Below are 19,290 nucleotides of genomic sequence, written 5' to 3' on the forward strand. Positions count from 1 at the left end.
GGACCTTGATCCACAACTTGGGGTTGCACAGCAGATGACTGCGATTTCTCTCGGCATGCCGTCCGTTCCGACCAAGCTCGCCGAGCGTCGGAAGAGCCGGCAGATCCAGGTCGGAACCGTGGCCGTGGGTGGAGACGCACCCGTCTCGGTGCAGTCGATGACGACCACGCGTACGTCGGACATCGGCGCCACGCTGCAGCAGATCGCCGAGCTGACGGCCTCCGGTTGCCAGATCGTGCGGGTGGCCTGCCCGACCCAGGACGACGCCGACGCGCTCGCCACGATCGCCCGCAAGTCCCAGATCCCGGTCATCGCGGACATCCACTTCCAGCCGAAGTACGTCTTCGCGGCGATCAACGCGGGCTGCGCGGCCGTCCGTGTGAACCCCGGCAACATCAAGCAGTTCGACGACCAGGTCAAGGAGATCGCGCGGGCCGCGAAGGACACCGGCACCCCGATCCGGATCGGCGTCAACGCGGGCTCGCTCGACAAGCGGCTCCTCCAGAAGTACGGCAAGGCGACCCCCGAGGCGCTCGTCGAGTCCGCCCTCTGGGAGGCGTCCCTCTTCGAGGAGCACGACTTCCGGGACATCAAGATCTCGGTCAAGCACAACGACCCGGTGGTCATGGTCAACGCATACCGCCAGCTGGCGGCGGCGTGCGACTACCCCCTGCACCTCGGGGTGACGGAGGCGGGCCCCGCCTTCCAGGGCACGATCAAGTCGGCGGTGGCGTTCGGAGCGCTGCTCTCCGAGGGCATCGGCGACACGATCCGGGTGTCCCTGTCGGCGCCGCCCGCCGAGGAGGTCAAGGTCGGTCTCCAGATCCTGGAGTCGCTGAACCTCAAGCAGCGGGGCCTGGAGATCGTCTCCTGCCCGTCCTGCGGGCGTGCCCAGGTCGACGTGTACAAGCTGGCGGAAGAGGTCACCGCCGGGCTCACCGGCATGGAGGTCCCCCTCCGCGTCGCCGTCATGGGCTGCGTCGTGAACGGTCCGGGCGAGGCCCGCGAGGCCGACCTCGGCGTCGCCTCCGGCAACGGCAAGGGGCAGATCTTCGTCAAGGGCGAGGTCATCAAGACGGTCCCCGAGTCGAAGATCGTCGAGACGCTCATCGAGGAAGCGATGAAGCTCGCCGAGCAGATGGAGGCCGACGGCATCGCCTCCGGCGAGCCTTCGGTATCGGTGGCGGGCTGACCCACGGGCGAGACCACCGTGTCCCGCCCCCGCCGCCCCTACCCTCCCCCAAGCTCTCGGCTTCGCTCGAGCAGGGGGGACCCCCATCATCCCCAGGGGCTCCGCCCCCTCACCCCCGCCAGGGGCGCTGCGCCCCCTGGACCCCCGCATCGGCCTGAACGGCCTCGTCCTCAAACGCCGGACGGGCTGAATGGTGCGGGCCGGGACGAATGGCGGGCGGGCCCCGCTCTCGAACGCCGGGCGACCCGGGGCTTTTAGGGGCGCGGGGAACTGCGCGCCCAGCCCTCACGCACCCGCAGACAAGCGATCCCGGGCCGTCGTCGTATCCGGGGCGCAGCCCCGCCTTAGGGGCGCGGGGAACTGCGCGACCAGCCCTCACGCACCCGCAGACAAGCGATCCCGGGCCGTCGTCGTATCCGGGGCGCAGCCCCGCCTTAGGGGCGCGGGGAACCGCGCGACCAGCCCCCACGCACCCGCAGACAAGCAACTTGGGGCGGGCGGGGTTCCAGGGGCGCAGCCCCGCACGAGGGGCGCGGGGGACTGCGCGCACCGTTCCCACCGGCCCGCGGCCGATGCCCAGGCCGGCACAAGGGGCGGCGAGCCACAACCTCGCCAGGTACAGTGCGGAGATCAGCAGACCGTATGGTGAGGCCCCCGCACGTGTTGACCCAGACCACCACCAGGGTCCTCGAACCGAGTGACCTGGACGCCGCGCTCGCCGTCCTCGACCGCGACCCGGTCGCGAACGCATTCGTCGCGTCCCGGGTACAGGTCGCGGGCCTCGACCCCTGGCGGCTCGGCGGCGAGATGTGGGGCTGGTACGAGGACGGCATGCTGCGGTCCCTCTGCTACGCGGGCGCCAACCTGGTTCCGATCTGCGCCACCCCCCGTGCCGTCCGCGGCTTCGCGGACCGGGCGCGAAGGGCCGGCCGCCGCTGCTCCTCGATCGTCGGCCCCGTCGAGGCCACCGCCCAGCTGTGGCGGCTGCTCGAACCCAGCTGGGGCCCGGCCCGCGAGGTCCGCGCCCACCAGCCCCTGATGGTCACCGACCGCCTCCCCGCCGACATCGCCCCGGATCCGTACGTCCGCCGCATCCGCAAGGACGAGATGGAAACGATCATGCCGGCGTGCGTGGCGATGTTCACCGAGGAGGTGGGCGTCTCACCGCTCGCCGGTGACGGCGGCCTGCTCTACCAGGCGCGGGTGGCCGAACTCGTCGGCACCGGCCGTTCGTTCGCCCGTCTCGACCAGAACGGCAAGGTCGTCTTCAAGGCCGAGATCGGCGCCGCCACCCGGCAGGCCTGCCAGGTCCAGGGGGTGTGGGTCGCCCCCGAGTACCGGGGACAGGGGCTGGCCGCCCCGGGCATGGCGGCCGTCATGCGCTACGCCCTCGCCGACATCGCCCCGCTCGTCAGTCTCTACGTCAACGACTTCAACACCCCGGCCCGGGCGACGTACCACCGTGTCGGCTTCCAGGAGATCGGCGCGTTCATGAGCGTGCTGTTCTAGCGCTCGCAGGGGCCCGGGGAACTCCTCGACCGGCTTCGGACCGACTCCCGACCGGCGCCGGACCGGCCTCAGGTCGACTCCCGATCGGCCCCCGACCCGGCCGCACCCGACACAACCTCCCGTAGTCCCGGCGCAATCCGGCGAAGCGCCCCGGTAGTCTCCCCGGCATGCTGCGCTTTCCCGGTCAGGGCCCCCGCAACCCCGACGACGTGGTCGTCGGCCCGCTGGATCTCGCGGCGCGCGTCGACGAGGCGCTCGCCGTGCAGGCCCTGGCCTTCGGGCTCGGCGCCGACGAGATCGCCGTACGCCGGCAGATCGTGCTGCGTCACCTCACCTACCCGGGAGCCCGCGCACTCGGCGCGACGACGGCCGACGGACGGCTCGTCGGCTTCGTCTACGGCATGCCCAACGACCGCACCCACTGGTGGTCCACCGTCGTGGAACCGTATCTGCGCACCCAGGGACGCGACGCCTGGCTCGACCACTCCTTCGTGATCACCGAACTGCACGTCCACCCGCACTACCAGAACCACGGCGTGGGCAGGTCCCTGATCACCGGCATCACGGACAGCGCCACCGAACCCCGCTCGATCCTCTCCGCCATCGACACCGACAGCCCGGCCCGCGGCCTCTACCACTCGCTCGGGTACGAGGACCTCGCTCGGCAGGTTCTCTTCCCCAGCGCACCCAAGCCGTACGCCGTCATGGGCGCCCCGCTGCCCCTCCGCAGGCACTAACCGATTTCCACCGGGATGGGCCGCCCGGCTAACCTCCTAGCCATCACCCTTACGCAGCAGGAGTCGAGAACCATGGCCCAGGTCCAGCGCATGTCCCGTTTGATGGTCAAGACACTGCGTGACGACCCGGCGGACGCCGAGACGCTCAGCCACAAGCTGCTCGTCCGTGCCGGCTACGTGCGCCGCAACTCCGCCGGCATCTGGACCTGGCTGCCGCTCGGCAAGAAGGTCCTCGACAACATCTCCCGCGTCGTACGCGAGGAGATGGACGCCATCGGGGCGCAGGAGGTCCTCCTGCCGGCCCTGCTGCCCAAGGAGCCCTACGAGGCCTCGGCCCGCTGGGAGGAGTACGGCGACCTCCTCTTCCGCCTGAAGGACCGCAAGGGCGGCGAGTACCTGCTCGGCCCGACCCACGAGGAGATCTTCACGCTCGTCGTGAAGGACCAGGTCGCGTCCTACAAGGACCTGCCGGTCATGCTGTACCAGATCCAGACGAAGTACCGCGACGAGGCCCGCCCGCGCTCCGGAGTGCTGCGCGGCCGCGAGTTCCAGATGAAGGACTCGTACTCCTTCGACACGACGGACGAGGGCCTCGCGGAGTCGTACGCGCTGCACCGCGCCGCCTACCAGAAGATCTTCGCCCGCCTGGGCCTGGACTACCGCATCGTGTCGGCCGTCTCGGGTGCCATGGGCGGCTCGGCGTCGGAGGAGTTCCTCGCCCCCGCCGCGGCCGGTGAGGACACCTTCGTGGACTGCCCGTCCTGCGACTACGCGGCCAACACGGAGGCCGTCACCTTCGCCCTGAAGCCGGTGGACGGTTCCGGCGTCGGCCCGGTCGAGGAGCTGGACACCCCCGACACCCCCACCATCGAGACGCTCGCCGAGCACCTCGGCGTCCCCGCCTCCGCCACCCTCAAGAACCTCCTGGTCAAGGTCGACGGCGAGATCGTCGCCGTAGGCGTCCCCGGCAACCGCGAGGTCGACCTCGGCAAGCTGGGCGAGCACCTCGCCCCCGCCGTCGTCGAACTCGTCACCGCCGAGGACTTCGAGGGCCGCGGCGACCTCGTCCGCGGCTACGTCGGCCCGCAGGGCCTGGAGAAGGTCCGCTACATCGCCGACCCGCGGGTGGCCCCCGGCACCGCCTGGATCACCGGCGCCAACAAGGTCAACACGCACGCGAAGAACGTCGTCGCCGGCCGCGACTTCGAGGTCGACGACTACCTGGACGTCGTCGTGGTGGAAGAGGGCGACCCGTGCCCCAAGTGCGGCACCGGCCTCAAGCTGGACCGCGCCATCGAGATCGGCCACATCTTCCAGCTCGGCCGCAAGTACGCCGACACCTTCCAGCTCGACGTCCTCGGCCAGCAGGGCAAGCCGGTCCGCGTGACCATGGGCTCGTACGGCATCGGTGTCTCCCGCGCGGTCGCGGCGCTCGCCGAGCAGTCGGCCGACGAGCAGGGGCTGTGCTGGCCCAAGGAGATCGCTCCCGCCGACGTCCACGTCGTCGCCGCCGGCAAGGCCCTGCAGACCGAGCTGGCCCTCGACGTGTCGGAGAAGCTCGGCGCGGCGGGCGTGCGCGTCCTCGTGGACGACCGCGCCGGGGTCTCCCCGGGCGTGAAGTTCACGGACGCCGAGCTCATCGGCGTACCGAAGATCCTGGTGGCCGGGCGTCGCTCGGCCGAGGGTGTCCTCGAGCTGAAGGACCGCCGTACCGGCGAGCGCGAGGAACTGACCGTCGACGAGGCGATCGCCCGCCTGGCGGAGTAGCCGCACGACAGCCGGGAGGCGCTCAAGAGGTTCACCTCCGGAGCATGGGCGCCTCACGGACTTCTCTCAGGCCCACGGAGTTCATTGGGTACGCGCGGAGTTCATTGGGTACGCGCGGAGATTCGCTGTTTCTCGGCGTCACGCCCTGTGGCTGATGCCGACACCGTATGTGAGTGCGAGCATCGAATGCGTGACCTTTCCGTGAGGCGTGCCGTTCATCAGATGACGGCATCGTGGGCGGAAGGGGGTACCGGTGAGCCGGAAACTGCCGCTCGGCGAGGGCGAGACTGCTCGCACTGCCTCTGCCCATGGTGTGCTGCGTGCGGGCGTGGAGGAGGAGACGGGCGAAGTCCTGTCCGCCGCTGTGCTGTCGGAGCGGGTGGTCTGGGCCGTGGACCTGGTGTCCGGCATGGCCGCCGACCTGCTGGGCACACACTGGAACCCTGAAACGCGCCCGCAGAGCCGCCGCCGACTGCCCGGTGCTGGCCTTCAAACTCGCCACCGCACAGGGGAGTCAGGGGTCGGGGCGGTCAGAGCCAGCCCGCGAACTCCAGCAGCAGCTCCGCGTCCTGCGGACGCCCGACCCGCCCCGCCCGTACGCCGGACTCGACCGCCCGGAACAACGTCCAGCCCCGCAGCCGCTCCTGGTCCACCTCCAGGGACTCGGCGAGCCGCTTCACCCGGCGCCGTGTGATCGACGACCCCGAAGGGGACGCGATCAGGTCCTCCACCCGGTCCCGGACCAGCCGGGCCAGGTCGAAGGCGCACTCGCCGACCACCGGGTCCGGGCCCACGGCCAGCCAGGGCATGCGCTCACCGGCGAGCACCTTGCTCTGCCGGAAGGTACCGTGCAGCAGCCGCTGCTCGGGCGGTCCGGCGAGGAGTTCCTCGCGGGCCGCCAGCGCCGCGTCGACCAGTGGCGCGACCTCGGAGTCGGCGCTCGCCGCCGCCCGCATCGCCTCGGCCTGCCGCCCGGTCCGCTCGGCGACGGTCTCGAAGACATGGGTGGCGGGCGGTTCGACCCACAGCCGCCGCAGCGTCCCGGCGGCCTCCAGCAGGGCCTTCGCCTCCGGCAGCGAACGCACGGACAGATCGGGACGCAAGCGCTCCAACAGCAGTACGCCGTGGGTGTCGCCCTGCGCGTCGGCGGGGTTGAGGAGCTGTACGGCGCCCCGTCCGTCCCAGTGGGTGAGCGCGGCCCGCTCGCTCTCCGGACGGGCCCGCGGCGGCGCCAGCTTCAGCACGGCGGGCGTCCCGTCGGCCTGCCGGACGAGCAGGACGAGGCTGCTGCGACCGCCGGGTGCCTGCACCCGTTCTACGGTCAACTCGCGTAGATCGACCGCCTGTTGCGCCAGCACGGGCAGCTCGTCCAGCCACTCGCCCGTCCCGTTGGACCCGCCGGAGCCATTGGACCCGCTCCGCTGCGTCTCGCCGAGTGCTCGTACCAGGCGCCGCGGCGGTTCGAAGGCCATGCGCGAGTCCATTGCGCGAAGTGTTCCTTTCCAGCTGGTCCAGGTCGTCCAAGTCGTCCGGGTCGTCTCGTCCGGGTCGTCAGGGGCGCGTCACGAGGGCGACGGCGTCGCCGCGGCAGGGGTGGCCGAGGGGGCCTCCCGCTCGGCGAGACCAGGGAAGGCTACGCTCTCGCCGCGCCAGCGCACCGCCCGCACCGCCGCCTCCCGCAGCGCCTCGGCGGCCGAGCGCCGCCGATCCCCCGAGGAGGCGCGTACGAGGTCGGAGTACACCCCGGCCACGCGTTCCTCCAGGTCGGCAGCGAGCTGGACGGCCGCGGCGGAGTCCTTCACGGCGAACGGCAGCGCGTACGCCGCCGCGGAGACCTCCGGCCTGCCGCCCAGATCCCGTACGGCGCGGGCGAGTTCGTCGCGCCGCGCCCGATGGGCGTCGTACGCCGCCCGGGCCTCGCCCCGGCGTGCCTCGTCGATCCTGCCGCCGACGACTCCGTACCCGTAGACGGCGGCGTGCTCGGCGGCGAGCGCGGCCTGCAACGCGCCGAGCTCGGCCGACTCGGCGTCCTTGGTTCTCGTGTCCTTGGTCGTGCTCACTTGGCACCCTCCGTCAGCAGGAACGCGTGCGCGGCTCCGGCCGCGGCCACCGAGGCGAGCAGCCTGGCCAACTCGCCCGGAACCGTCAGCAGGGCCTTCGTCCGCTGGTCGGCCAAGGTGCGCTCGGCGGCCGCGAGGTCGGCGAGGGCGTCCTTCTCCTGGGCGGGCACGGTGGGGGAGGAGCTGGGCTGCGCCGAGGCGGAAGCCGAGGGCGAGCCGGAGGCGGAGGGCGAGCCGGAGGGCCGGCTGCCGGCGGTTCCACTGCCCCCGAACGCCTGCGCGTGCCGTACGACCTCCGCCCGCAGTGGCTTCAGCCGGGCCGCCAGCGGGGGATGGGCGGTGATCACGGCGGCGTAGCGTGCCGCGAGCGACTCGCTGTCGCGGGCCGCACGTGCGCGTGCGCGGTCCGCGGCCGAGGGGCTGTGGACCGCGGTTTCGGTGGACGGCTCGGGGGCGGAACAGCCCACGAGCACGAAGGCGCCCGCGGCGGAGGCGAGCAGGCTCCTTCGGCGCGGCCCCGAGGGGGTGCGCGGCGGCAGGGTGAACGGCACGGCAGACGTCCTCGGAAGGCTCGTACGAAAGGGAGGGCGGCACGCCCGTGATCACGGTACCCGTGCCCCACGCGATCGACCCCCATGGGCTCGCCACCGCCGCTCGGCCCCGGACTCGTCGGGTGCGCGGTTGCCCACGCCCCTTGGGGGAGCCCCGTCGGCGGCGGGGGACGGTGGACGGCAACACCCTCCGCGACCGGATACCCTTTGACCAGACACACGACCAACCCACAACAGCACACGCGGCCGAGGAGTCACCCGGATGAGCACCACCCAGAGCGAGAGGCTGCGAGTACTGCTGGAACCGCTCGTCAGCTCTCAGGGACTCGACCTCGAAGAGGTCGAAGTGGACTCGGTCGGACGCAAGCGTGTGCTGCGTGTAGTCGTCGATTCGGACGAAGGCGCCGACCTGGACGCGATCGCCGATGTGAGCCGCGCGCTCTCGGCGAAGCTCGACGAGACGGACGCGATGGGCGAGGGCGAGTACACCCTCGAGGTCGGAACCCCCGGTGCCGAGCGCGAGCTCAAGGAGCACCGTCACTACGTACGCGCCACGGACCGCCTGGTGAAGTTCCAACTGGGAGACGGCGGCGAGTTGGTCGCGAGAATCCTCGACGTGGACGAAGAGGGAGTCGATGTCGAGGTGCCGGGCGTGAAGGGGCGCAAGCCCACCGCCAAGCGGCTCGTCTTCCAGGACATCGCCAAGGCCCGCGTCCAGGTCGAGTTCAACCGTAAGAACAAGAACGAAGAGAACGCAGAGGAGGCGTAGCCGTGGACATCGACATGAGTGCCCTGCGGGGCTTGGTACGGGAGAAGGAGATCTCCTTCGACCTGCTGGTCGAGGCGATCGAGTCGGCCCTCCTCATCGCCTACCACCGCACCGAGGGAAGCCGCCGCCACGCGCGCGTCAAGCTCGACCGGGAGACCGGCCATGTGACCGTGTGGGCGAAGGAGGACCCCGAGGACCTGGAGGAGGGGCAGGAGGCACGCGAGTTCGACGACACCCCGTCGGGGTTCGGCCGGATCGCCGCGACCACCGCCAAGCAGGTCATCCTGCAGCGCCTGCGGGACGCCGAGGACGACGCGACGCTCGGTGAGTACGCCGGGCGTGAGGGCGACATCGTCACGGGTGTCGTGCAGCAGGGGCGCGACCCCAAGAACGTGCTCGTCGACATCGGCAAGCTGGAGGCCATCCTGCCGGTGCAGGAGCAGGTCCCAGGAGAGACGTATCAGCACGGGCTGCGGCTGCGCTCGTACGTCGTTCGGGTGGCGAAGGGCGTACGCGGTCCGTCCGTCACCCTGTCGCGCACGCACCCCAATCTGGTGAAGAAGCTCTTCGCGCTGGAGGTTCCGGAGATCGCCGACGGATCCGTCGAGATCTCCGCGATCGCACGCGAGGCCGGTCACCGTACGAAGATCGCCGTCCGGTCCACCCGTTCGGGTCTGAACGCCAAGGGCGCCTGCATCGGCCCCATGGGCGGCCGGGTGCGCAACGTGATGGCCGAGCTGAACGGCGAGAAGATCGACATCGTCGACTGGTCGGACGACCCGGCCGAGATGGTGGCGAACGCGCTCTCCCCGGCCCGCGTCTCCAAGGTCGAGGTCGTGGACCTCGCGGCCCGCTCCGCGCGCGTGACCGTCCCGGACTACCAGCTGTCGCTGGCGATCGGCAAGGAGGGCCAGAACGCCCGCCTCGCGGCCCGCCTCACCGGCTGGCGCATCGACATCCGTCCGGACACCGAGCAGCCGTCCGACGAGACCGCTCGGCGCGGCGCGGACCAGCACCGGGAATAGTTCTGAGCCGCAGGTGGCTTAGATCACGACAACAACCGTTCGATTCTTGCCCCAAAGGGGTGAGGTCGGTGCGGGGAGGTAGACTTAAGAGTGTCTGGCCGGACGCGAGCCCGCGCATGCCCTGAACGCACCTGTGTGGGGTGCCGGGAGCGAGCGGCCAAGACTGATCTGCTGCGGATCGTGGCGGTCGAGGGTGAATGCGTCCCCGATCATCGCGGTACGCTGCCCGGCCGGGGCGCTTATGTGCACCCCGCCCTGGTCTGTTTCGACCTGGCGGTACGCCGCCGGGCGTTCCCAAGGGCGCTGCGTGCCCCGGGATCGCTCGACACAGCGGCGTTGCGCCTCTACGTCGAGCAGGCAACACCGTAAGGAGCGTCGTACGGAACCCCCGTGCGGCCCTGGTACCCCGCGAGTTGGAAGTAGGTCGAGATTGCGATGAGCACTCGATGAGCACGCGATGAGTACGCCCATGAAGTAGCGACGGTCCGGACGCAACCCGGACCTAAAAGGAGCGAAGTGGCTAAGGTCCGGGTATACGAACTCGCCAAGGAGTTCGGGGTTGAGAGCAAGGTCGTCATGGCCAAGCTCCAGGAGCTCGGTGAATTCGTCCGTTCGGCGTCCTCGACGATCGAGGCGCCCGTTGTACGCAAACTGACTGACGCCCTGCAGCAGGGCAGCGGTGGCGGCAAGCCCGCCTCCGCACGTAAGGCTGCCCCGGCGAAGCCGGGTGCCCCCTCTCCGGCGCAGGCTGCCCGTCCGGCCGCCCCGCGCCCGCCGGCCCCGAAGCCGGCCGTGGCCGAGCGCCCCGCCGCTGCGCCGGTCACTCCGGCCGCGCCGGTCACCCCGGCTGCTTCGGGTCCGCGCCCGACTCCGGGTCCCAAGCCCGCCCCGAAGCCCGCTCCGGCGGCTCCGGCTCCGGTCGCGGCCGAGTTCACCGCGCCCCCGTCGGCTCCCGCGGCTCCCGCCGCAGGTCCCCGTCCGGGCGCTCCGCGTCCCAGTGGCCAGGCTCCGCGTCCCGGCGGTGCCCGTCCGGCCGGTGGTCCCGGCCAGGGTGGTCAGGGTCGCGGCGACCGTCCCGAGCGCGGCGACCGTCAGGGCGCCCCGCGTCCCGGCGGCCAGGCCCCGCGTCCCGGCGCTCGTCCGGCCGGCCCGCGTCCGGGTAACAACCCGTTCACCTCTGGTGGCTCCACCGGCATGGCGCGCCCGCAGGCGCCCCGTCCGGGCGGTGCCCCGCGTCCCGGCGGCGACCGTCCCGGCGGCGCTCCGCGTCCGCAGGGCGCGGGTCAGGACCGTGGTCCCCGTCCCCAGGGCGGTCCCGGCGGCGCTCCGCGTCCGCAGGGTGGTCCGGGCGGTGCCCGTCCGACTCCGGGCGGCATGCCTCGTCCGCAGGGCGGCGCTCCGCGTCCCGGCGGTGGCCCCGCCGGTAACCGTCCCAACCCCGGCATGATGCCGCAGCGTCCCGCTGCGGGCAGTCCTCGTCCCGGCGGTGGCCCCGGTGGCCGCGGTCCCGGTGGCGGCGGCGGTCGTCCCGGTGGTCCCGGTGGCGGCGGCGGTCGTCCGGGTGGCGGCGGCTTCGCCGGTCGTCCCGGTGGCGGCGGTGGCGGTTTCGCCGGTCGTCCGGCCGGTCCCGGCGGTGGCGGCGGCGGTTTCGCCGGTCGTCCCGGTGGTCCCGGTGGTGGCGGCGGTGGCCGTCCCGGCTTCGGCGGTCGTCCGGGTGGTCCCGGTGGCCGTGGTGGCACGCAGGGTGCGTTCGGCCGTCCCGGCGGTCCGGCGCGTCGTGGTCGCAAGTCGAAGCGGCAGAGGCGCCAGGAGTACGAGGCCATGCAGGCCCCGTCGGTCGGCGGCGTGATGCTGCCTCGCGGCAACGGACAGTCCGTCCGCCTGTCGCGCGGTGCGTCCCTCACCGACTTCGCGGAGAAGATCGGCGCCAACCCGGCGTCGCTCGTCGGCGTGATGATGAACCTCGGCGAGATGGTCACTGCCACGCAGTCCGTCTCCGACGAGACGCTGAAGCTCCTCGCGGACGAGATGAACTTCGTCCTCGAGATCGTCAGCCCCGAGGAGGAGGACCGCGAGCTGCTCGAGTCCTTCGACATCGAGTTCGGCGAGGACGAGGGTGGCGAGGAGTTCCTCGTCGCGCGTCCGCCGGTCGTGACCGTCATGGGTCACGTCGACCACGGTAAGACCCGCCTTCTCGACACCATCCGCAAGACGAACGTCGTCGCGGGCGAGGCCGGCGGTATCACCCAGCACATCGGTGCGTACCAGGTCACGACCGAGGTCAACGAAGAAGAGCGTCGCATCACCTTCATCGACACCCCGGGTCACGAGGCGTTCACCGCCATGCGTGCCCGTGGTGCGAAGTCGACCGACATCGCGATCCTCGTGGTGGCGGCCAACGACGGTGTGATGCCCCAGACGATCGAGGCGCTGAACCACGCCAAGGCGGCCGACGTGCCGATCGTGGTCGCGGTCAACAAGATCGACGTCGAGGGCGCGGACCCGGTCAAGGTGCGCGGTCAGCTCACCGAGTTCGGTCTGGTGGCCGAGGAGTACGGCGGCGACACGATGTTCGTCGACATCTCCGCCAAGCAGGGTCTGAACATCGACCAGCTGCTGGAGGCCGTGGTCCTGACCGCGGACGCCTCGCTCGACCTGCGGGCCAACCCGGAGCAGGACGCGCAGGGCATCGCGATCGAGTCCCACCTCGACCGCGGCCGTGGTGCCGTCTCGACGGTCCTGGTCCAGCGCGGCACGCTGCGCATCGGCGACACGATGGTGGTCGGCGACGCGTACGGCCGTGTCCGGGCGATGCTCGACGACAACGGCAACAACGTCGAGGAAGCGGGTCCGTCGACCCCCGTCCTGGTCCTGGGTCTCACCAACGTCCCGGGCGCCGGCGACAACTTCCTGGTTGTCGACGAGGACCGCACGGCGCGTCAGATCGCCGAGAAGCGCGCGGCGCGTGAGCGCAACGCCAACTTCGCCCGCCGGGGTGTCCGGTTCTCCCTGGAGAACCTGGACGAGGCCCTCAAGGCCGGTCTGGTGCAGGAACTCAACCTCATCATCAAGGGCGACGCGTCCGGTTCGGTGGAGGCTCTCGAGTCCTCGCTGCTCCAGCTCGACGTCGGCGACGAGGTCGACATCCGTGTCCTGCACCGCGGTGTGGGTGCGGTCACCGAGTCGGACATCAACCTGGCGACCGGCTCCGACGCCATCGTCATCGGCTTCAACGTCCGCGCTGCGGGCCGCGCGGCGCAGATGGCGGAGCGCGAGGGCGTCGACGTCCGGTACTACTCGGTGATCTACCAGGCCATCGAGGAGATCGAGGCGGCCCTCAAGGGCATGCTCAAGCCGGAGTACGAGGAGGTCGAGCTCGGCACGGCGGAGATCCGCGAGGTCTTCAAGTCGTCCAAGCTGGGCAACATCGCCGGTGTCCTGGTCCGCTCGGGCGAGGTCAAGCGCAACACCAAGGCGCGCCTCGTCCGCGACGGCAAGGTCATCGCGGAGAACCTCAACATCTCCGGGCTGCGTCGCTTCAAGGACGACGTCACCGAGATCCGCGAAGGCTTCGAGGGTGGTATCAACCTCGGAAACTTCAACGACATCAAGGTCGACGACGTCATCGCGACGTACGAGATGCGCGAGAAGCCGCGGGCGTAACGCAGTGGCTTGAGCTGGCCGACGGTGATTACTCATCGTCGGCCAGCTTGCCGTTTAGGAGATCGCGCAGTTCCCCGCGCCCCTTTTTTTTGGGGCGCGGGGAACTGCGCGACAAGCCCCCACCGGTCCGCGGCCAAAAGGACAACCCGCGGGGTCTGGGGCGGAGCCCCAGAGGGACGGGACGGGTAGGGGCGGGGGCGAAAAACCCCGTCGAGCACCCCACCCGTTCGTTGTACCGTTCTGATGTCCCTGCCAAGCGCATTGGCAGGCCATCTATCCCGTACCGGCGGGACATCCGGTTACACATGTATGTGGGGACGCTGTCCTTCGATCTGCTCCTCGGCGATGTGCACTCGCTCAAGGAGAAACGCTCTCTCGTCCGGCCGATCGTCGCTGAACTCCAGCGGAAGTACGCGGTGAGCGTGGCGGAGACGGGCAACCAGGACCTTCATCGCAGGGCCGAGATCGGCCTGGCGATGGTCTCCGGAGACACCGAGCACCTCACCGACGTACTGGACCGGTGCGAGCGGCTCGTCGCGGCGCGACCGGAGGTGGAGCTGCTGTCGGTACGGCGCAGACTTCACACAGACGAAGACTGACGGAACAAGCAAGGCGAAGAAGGAGACGGACCAGTGGCCGACAACGCGCGTGCCAAGAGGCTGGCGGACCTCATCCGAGAGGTGGTGGCCCAGAAGCTGCAGCGTGGGATCAAGGACCCGCGGCTCGGCACCCATGTCACCATCACGGACACCCGGGTCACCGGGGACCTCCGGGAGGCGACCGTCTTCTACACGGTCTACGGGGACGACGAGGAGCGCGCGGCCGCGGCCGCGGGCCTGGAGAGCGCCAAGGGCGTGCTCCGCTCGGCGGTCGGCGCGGCGGCGGGCGTGAAGTTCACGCCGACGCTGACCTTCGTCGCGGACGCCCTGCCGGACACCGCCAAGACGATCGAGGACCTGCTCGACAAGGCGCGGGCCTCGGACGCGAAGGTGCGCGAGGTCTCGGCCGGCGCCACCTTCGCCGGTGACGCGGACCCGTACAAGAAGCCGGGCGAGGACGACGAGACGGACGGCGACGCCGCGGAATGACGCAGAAGACCAAGACGCCCGACGGGCTTGTCATCGTCGACAAGCCGTCGGGCTTCACTTCGCACGACGTGGTCGCCAAGATGCGCGGGATCGCCAGGACCCGCCGCGTCGGACACGCCGGCACCCTCGACCCCATGGCGACGGGCGTGCTCGTCCTCGGCGTCGAGAAGGCGACCAAGCTCCTCGGGCACCTCGCGCTCACCGAGAAGGAGTACCTGGGGACCATCCGGCTCGGCCAGGACACGCTGACGGACGACGCCGAGGGCGACATCACCTCGTCCACCGACGCCTCTCGGGTGACCCGGGAGGCCATCGACGCCGGGGTCGCCAAGCTGACCGGCCGGATCATGCAGGTGCCGTCCAAGGTCAGCGCCATCAAGATCGACGGCGTGCGCTCGTACAAGCGGGCACGCGAGGGTGAGGACTTCGAGATCCCGGCCCGCCCGGTGACGGTCTCCTCGTTCGCGGTGCACGACATCCGGGACGCCGTGGCCGAGGACGGCACGCCGGTGCTCGACCTGGTCGTCTCCGTGGTCTGCTCGTCCGGGACGTACATCCGGGCGCTCGCCCGGGACCTGGGCGCGGACCTGGGCGTCGGCGGTCACCTCACCGCCCTGCGCCGCACCCGCGTCGGCCCGTACAAGCTCGACTCAGCGCGCACCCTCGACCAGCTCCAGGAAGAGCTGACCGTGATGCCGATCGCCGAGGCCGCCGCGGCCGCGTTCCCCCGCTGGGACGTGGACGCCAAGCGGGCCCGGCTGCTGCTCAACGGCGTACGCCTGGAGATCCCCGAGGAGTACGCGGGGGTCGGCGCGGTGGCCGTGTTCGACGCCGAGGGCCGGTTCCTCGCGCTGGTGGAGGAAGAGAAGGGCAAGGCGAAGAGCCTCGCCGTGTTCGGCTGAGGCCGAGGTTGAGGCTGAGGCCGAGGTTGAGGCCGAAGCCCGTTCATGCTCGGGCACCTGTCCGTGGAGCGGCGGTCACGGGGTTTCGTGCCCGCCGCTCCACGGTCCCCCCTCGGTTCCCCCACCCAACTGTGTATCCATCCGCCCTGCCCTATTCACCCCTTCGGGCAGGCGCTCGGAGTGAACCGAGGGAGCGGAAGGGGGCGCGTTTCGTACGTGATCTGTTCCGCTGATCATTTGGCGCCTACCGTCGGGAAAAGGAGCACGGCGCGGGGAGGTTCGATCATGGCGGAACGGGGCCCGCGGACCGGGAACGAGCAGACACCGGACGACGCCCGCCGCGCGCGGGACGCGACCCTGGTGCGCGTCTGCGACCTGGCCGGACGTCCGCGCGGCACGGGCTTCGTCGCCGACCACCACGGCACGGTGATCACCAGCCACGAGGCCGTCGACGGTCTGGCCCGCCTCGTGCTGCACGCGCCCGGCGACCGCAGCTGTGTGGTGACCGCCGACGCCGTGACCCCGCTCCCCGAAACCGATCTGGCGCTCGTACGCACCGAGGGCCTCGGACTCGACCCGCTCCCCGTCACCGTGCGCGAGCGGGTCGAGACCGGCACCTACGTCTGGATCCCCGCGGGCGGCTGGCGCGAGGCCCGGGTGCTGGGCAGCACCAGCGTGACGTACACGTCGACCGATCGCTTCCATCTCCTCGACGAGGCACTGGAGTTGGCGATCGGCACGGCCGGCGCGGACGCGCTCCGGCTGGGCGGCGGAGCGGCCGGGGGACCGGTCCTCGACGCCTCGACCGGAGCGGTGATCGGGGTGCTCGGCACCGCGCTGCACACCGAGCACCGGGCCGCGGGTTTCGCGGTCCTCCTGCGCACTCCCGGCGTCACGGGTCCGCTCGCCGAACTCCTCGACCGCAACGCCACCACCGTCCCCGCGTACGGGGCCGATCTCAATCCGGCAGGCGTACTCGAACTCACGGCGACCTCGGTGCGCTCGGAAGGCCCCGGAGCCGCTACCTCCCCGGGCACCGACGGCGCGGCGCCCGCCGCCGTCGAACGGGCCGCCGTCTTACCGGAGTTCGCGGCCTTCGAGGGCGGCGCGGCCGCCGTCCTCGGACTCGTCGGCCCACCCGGCAGCGGCCGTACGACGGAGCTCGCGGCGCTCGCCGCCCGCCGCACCCGCAGCGCCGAGCCGGCCCCCACGCTCTGGCTGCGCGGCGCCGACCTCCTCGCCACGGACACCTCCGTCGCCGACGCGGCCACCCGGGCGCTGGAGCGGGCGGGGCGGATCGTGGCGGCCCCGGAGGAGGGGGCGCACCAAGAGCCGGGGGTGCTGCCGCCCGGCGGGTACGACGGAGAGCTCGGCGACATCGGTCCCGACCGGCTGGCCCGGCTGGCACGGGCCGTCGGACGGCCACTGCTGCTTCTGCTCGACGGACCGGAGGAGATGCCGCCCGACCTCGCCCACCGGCTGTCCGAGTGGACCGCGGGCACGGCCGAGTGGCTGCGGGCGAGCGGGGCGCGGCTCGTCGTCGCCTGCCGCGCCGAGTACTGGGAGCAGGCGGGGACCCGGTTCCCGGCGGAGTCGCTGCACCGGGCCGACGCCGCCCCGCAGCCGTCGCTTCCGCCCTGCGTCCGGCTGGGCGAGCTGACCGAGGAGGAGGCGCGGCGGGTCCGGTCGCGGGCCGGGATCCCCGAGGACGCGCTCGTGGCCGCCGACGCGCGGCATCCGCTGACGCTGCGGCTGCTGGCGGAGGTGCGCGCCGCGCTGCCGGACCCGCCGTCCCGGCCACTCGACCGGGACGAGGTCTTCGCCGCCCATCTGGACCTGATGTGCCTGCGCGTCGCCATCCGGCTCGCGGCGGCGAACGGGCTGCGCGGCACGGCCGTACGAAGGCTCGCAGCCCAGGTCTCCGGCCAGGTGCACGAGGCCGCGCGGCGCTGTCTGGGGGCCGGCGGGGGTCGGCTGGACCGCGTGTCCTTCGAGGCCGTCTTCCCCTGGGGCCCCGCCCCGGGAGGCCGCCCGGGGCGTACTTCAGGCTGGGCCTCCGCCGTCCTCGCCGAGGGCCTCCTGGTCCCCGCCGGGAGCGGCTACCGATTCGCCCACGAGGAGCTCGCCGACTGGATCCAGGGCGCCCACCTGGACCTGGACCCGGCCCTGCACGCCCTGGTCCACCGGCGCCGCGAAGCCTGGCCCACCGAGCGGGTACCGGCCCAGCGGACGCCCGTACGCCCCTCCGCGCAGAGCCGATCCGCGCCCGTCCCGCGCCACCGCATCGGCCCTGTCGTACAGGCCCTCCTCCTGCTGGCCCGGCACCAGGGCGCCGGTGCGCTGGCCCGCCGCCTCGAAGACCTCGTCGAGGCCGTCGACGAGCTGCCGGTGGAGGAGTCCGCCCCGGCCGGAGACGGTGGCTCGGCCGGGGACGGTGGCCCGGCTGGAGACGGTGGCCCGGCTGGAGACGGTGGCCCGGCCGGAGACGGTGCCCCGACTGGGGACGGCACCTGGTGGGCCGCCCACCTCCTCGCCGACGTCTTGGTGCGTGTCCCCGACGCGACCCCGTACACCCGGGTGCTGAGGCTGCTCGCCGAGCGGATCGTGGCGTGGCGGACCGAAGGCCGGGGTGTGCCGGCGGAGTTCGGGCCCTCCTTCTGGGAGGCGCTGCCGTTGCCGGAGGCCGAGCGGTTCGATCTGCTCAGGCGCCTGGTCGTGGTGGACGGGGCGCCGCGACAGGCGAGCCCGGCCGAGGGGTCCCGCACCGCCTCCGGCGCCCACCGGCGCCGTTCCCCGGAGGCCCCGCGCTACCTGGACGCCGTCGCCCGCCTCCTCGCCGCCGACCCCACGGCCGTACAACCCCACCTCATCCCCTGGTTCGACGACGACCGGCCGCTGCCCGCGACGCCCCACGCGACCGTGGCGACCGCCGCGCAGGCCCTGCTGTACGCACACCGGCGGCGCGCTCTAGACGACCTCGCGGAGGCACTGGTCGACCGCGCCCACCCGCGCGGGGACGAGCTGCTGGCCGCGCTCGCCGAGGAGGAGCCGTCGGCCGTGTGCCGGGCGGTGGACCGGTGGGCGCACGACGAGCGCCCGGCCCGGCGGGCGGCGGCGATGGCCTACGGGCTGCGCGCCGCGCCGCATGTGCGCGCCGAGGCCGACCGCGAGCTGTTGCGCTTCGCGGCGCTGACCCTGCTCGCCCGCCCCGCCGACCGCACGCTGCACGGCGCCGCGCTCGGCCTGCTCGTACGGGACCCGTGGACGCGGGCCCGGCACCTGCCGCAGGCGCTGGAGCGCTTCGCCGCCGGCGATCCGCAGCTGCCCGCCAGTGCGCTGGTCACGGCCCTGAACACGCATCCCGACCCGGTGCTCGAAGCCTTTCGGGTCCGGCTGCGACAGCCAGGTCCAGAAGGCGTCGACACCTCGGAGGCGCTGCGCACGCTCGCGGACGTCACGACGCCCGCGCTCGCGCGGCGCGTCGGCGTGCTGGTCAGGGAAGTGGTCGAGCTGTGCCCCGGGGCCGCCGCGCACGTGGCCGCGTATGTCGACCGGCGCCTCGAACACGGTTCCGCGGCACGATCCGTCCTCTTCCCACTGGTCACCGGTCTGCTGGTCGGCTGCCCGGCTCCGGTGCGGGCGGCCCTCGCGGCCGTCCTGGCGGCGCCGGACAGCCGGGACTGCGGCCCGTTGCGGCGCGAGCTGCTGGACCTGCTGCTCGCGCACGAGCAGGACCCGGCCGTTCTCGACACCCTGCTGCGGGCCGCCGCGGACGGTGCGGCCCGCCGGGGCGAGGAACCCACCCGGGAGCTGGTGTACCGCACGGGCCTGCTCCTCGTCCGCACCCCGGCCGGAGCCACCGGATTCGACCGCGGTCTGGTCGAGCTGGCCCGTCGGGTTCCCGGCTTCGCGACCCTGGTGGCGCGCTGGCTGAACGACTCCCCCGACGAGTGGGCCGGGGTGGTCGGCCCGAGCACCCGCCGCATGATCGAGAGCCTCGCCGGGCCACGGGTTCCGGCCTGAACCG

General features: G+C 72.2%; 15 protein-coding genes. 12 read left to right on the plus strand and 3 right to left on the minus strand.

The genetic code is table 11. The annotated features are described in order from the left end of the window. Positions 1–34 precede the first annotated feature (34 nt). From ispG to OG798_RS37175, 4 genes are all read left to right on the plus strand, one after another. Positions 35–1,192, plus strand: a complete 1,158-nt coding sequence (ispG, locus tag OG798_RS37160; RefSeq protein ID WP_095852303.1) for a flavodoxin-dependent (E)-4-hydroxy-3-methylbut-2-enyl-diphosphate synthase — start codon at positions 35–37, stop codon at positions 1,190–1,192. 660 nt (positions 1,193–1,852) lie between these two features. After that, positions 1,853–2,701 (plus strand): GNAT family N-acetyltransferase, encoded by an 849-nt coding sequence (locus OG798_RS37165; protein WP_095852302.1) that lies wholly within the window; start codon positions 1,853–1,855, stop codon positions 2,699–2,701. Positions 2,702–2,868: 167 nt separating this feature from the next. Further along, a complete protein-coding gene (locus OG798_RS37170) occupies positions 2,869–3,438 on the plus strand; it encodes a GNAT family N-acetyltransferase (RefSeq protein WP_095852301.1) in 570 nt (189 codons plus the stop codon). A gap of 72 nt (positions 3,439–3,510) precedes the next feature. Further along, complete coding sequence (locus tag OG798_RS37175; protein ID WP_095852300.1) at positions 3,511–5,205, plus strand: proline--tRNA ligase; 1,695 nt, start codon at positions 3,511–3,513, stop codon at positions 5,203–5,205. 530 nt (positions 5,206–5,735) lie between these two features. On the opposite strand, the gene OG798_RS37180 is transcribed toward OG798_RS37175, so the two are convergent. The 3 genes from OG798_RS37180 to OG798_RS37190 all read right to left on the minus strand — a co-directional run bounded on the left by OG798_RS37180 (position 5,736) and on the right by OG798_RS37190 (position 7,816). Then, positions 5,736–6,677: an aminoglycoside phosphotransferase family protein gene (locus OG798_RS37180; protein WP_095857739.1), complete on the minus strand. Its 942-nt coding sequence runs from the start codon at positions 6,675–6,677 to the stop codon at positions 5,736–5,738. 90 nt (positions 6,678–6,767) lie between these two features. After that, complete coding sequence (locus OG798_RS37185; RefSeq protein ID WP_120985431.1) at positions 6,768–7,265, minus strand: ferritin-like domain-containing protein; 498 nt, start codon at positions 7,263–7,265, stop codon at positions 6,768–6,770. Further along, positions 7,262–7,816 (minus strand): hypothetical protein, encoded by a 555-nt coding sequence (locus OG798_RS37190; RefSeq protein WP_097224637.1) that lies wholly within the window; start codon positions 7,814–7,816, stop codon positions 7,262–7,264. The genes OG798_RS37185 and OG798_RS37190 overlap by 4 nt, the downstream gene beginning before the upstream one ends. Positions 7,817–8,078: 262 nt before the next feature. Here OG798_RS37190 and rimP point away from each other — a divergent pair, with 262 nt between their 5' ends. The 8 genes from rimP to OG798_RS37230 all read left to right on the plus strand — a co-directional run bounded on the left by rimP (position 8,079) and on the right by OG798_RS37230 (position 19,286). Further along, positions 8,079–8,585, plus strand: coding sequence for a ribosome maturation factor RimP (gene rimP / locus OG798_RS37195; protein ID WP_067371250.1), 507 nt, complete (start codon positions 8,079–8,081; stop codon positions 8,583–8,585). 2 nt (positions 8,586–8,587) lie between these two features. Continuing rightward, positions 8,588–9,610: a transcription termination factor NusA gene (gene nusA / locus OG798_RS37200; protein ID WP_067371251.1), complete on the plus strand. Its 1,023-nt coding sequence runs from the start codon at positions 8,588–8,590 to the stop codon at positions 9,608–9,610. Positions 9,611–9,700: 90 nt separating this feature from the next. Next, positions 9,701–9,979, plus strand: a complete 279-nt coding sequence (locus OG798_RS37205) for a YlxR family protein (protein ID WP_095852297.1) — start codon at positions 9,701–9,703, stop codon at positions 9,977–9,979. A gap of 147 nt (positions 9,980–10,126) precedes the next feature. Continuing rightward, the gene (gene infB / locus OG798_RS37210; protein WP_095852296.1) at positions 10,127–13,273 is read left to right on the plus strand and encodes a translation initiation factor IF-2; all 3,147 of its coding nucleotides are present in this window, start codon (positions 10,127–10,129) and stop codon (positions 13,271–13,273) included. Between the two features lie 305 nt (positions 13,274–13,578). After that, a complete protein-coding gene (locus OG798_RS37215; RefSeq protein ID WP_067371255.1) occupies positions 13,579–13,872 on the plus strand; it encodes a DUF503 domain-containing protein in 294 nt (97 codons plus the stop codon). 33 nt (positions 13,873–13,905) lie between these two features. Further along, on the plus strand, positions 13,906–14,361 hold the full coding sequence (gene rbfA / locus OG798_RS37220; RefSeq protein WP_054232827.1) for a 30S ribosome-binding factor RbfA: 456 nt from the start codon (positions 13,906–13,908) through the stop codon (positions 14,359–14,361). Beyond that, positions 14,358–15,263 (plus strand): tRNA pseudouridine(55) synthase TruB, encoded by a 906-nt coding sequence (truB, locus tag OG798_RS37225; RefSeq protein WP_328758374.1) that lies wholly within the window; start codon positions 14,358–14,360, stop codon positions 15,261–15,263. Before rbfA ends, truB begins: the two co-directional genes overlap by 4 nt. Before the next feature lie 285 nt (positions 15,264–15,548). Continuing rightward, the gene (locus OG798_RS37230) at positions 15,549–19,286 is read left to right on the plus strand and encodes a trypsin-like peptidase domain-containing protein (protein WP_328758375.1); all 3,738 of its coding nucleotides are present in this window, start codon (positions 15,549–15,551) and stop codon (positions 19,284–19,286) included. The last annotated feature ends 4 nt before the right edge of the window (positions 19,287–19,290 follow it).

This window comes from Streptomyces sp. NBC_00271 (assembly GCF_036178845.1).
Lineage (GTDB): Bacteria > Actinomycetota > Actinomycetes > Streptomycetales > Streptomycetaceae > Streptomyces.

Bases quoted from the DNA above. Each gene is read 5' to 3' on its own strand.
- truB (WP_328758374.1), top strand. From the start codon at position 14,358: ATGACGCAGAAGACCAAGACGCCCGACGGGCTTGTCATCGTCGACAAG.
- OG798_RS37175 (WP_095852300.1), top strand. From the start codon at position 3,511: ATGGCCCAGGTCCAGCGCATGTCCCGTTTGATGGTCAAGACACTGCGT.
- OG798_RS37230 (WP_328758375.1), top strand. From the start codon at position 15,549: ATGGCGGAACGGGGCCCGCGGACCGGGAACGAGCAGACACCGGACGAC.
- OG798_RS37215 (WP_067371255.1), top strand. From the start codon at position 13,579: ATGTATGTGGGGACGCTGTCCTTCGATCTGCTCCTCGGCGATGTGCAC.
- OG798_RS37180 (WP_095857739.1), bottom strand. From the start codon at position 6,677: ATGGCCTTCGAACCGCCGCGGCGCCTGGTACGAGCACTCGGCGAGACG.
- OG798_RS37170 (WP_095852301.1), top strand. From the start codon at position 2,869: ATGCTGCGCTTTCCCGGTCAGGGCCCCCGCAACCCCGACGACGTGGTC.
- rimP (WP_067371250.1), top strand. From the start codon at position 8,079: ATGAGCACCACCCAGAGCGAGAGGCTGCGAGTACTGCTGGAACCGCTC.
- ispG (WP_095852303.1), top strand. From the start codon at position 35: ATGACTGCGATTTCTCTCGGCATGCCGTCCGTTCCGACCAAGCTCGCC.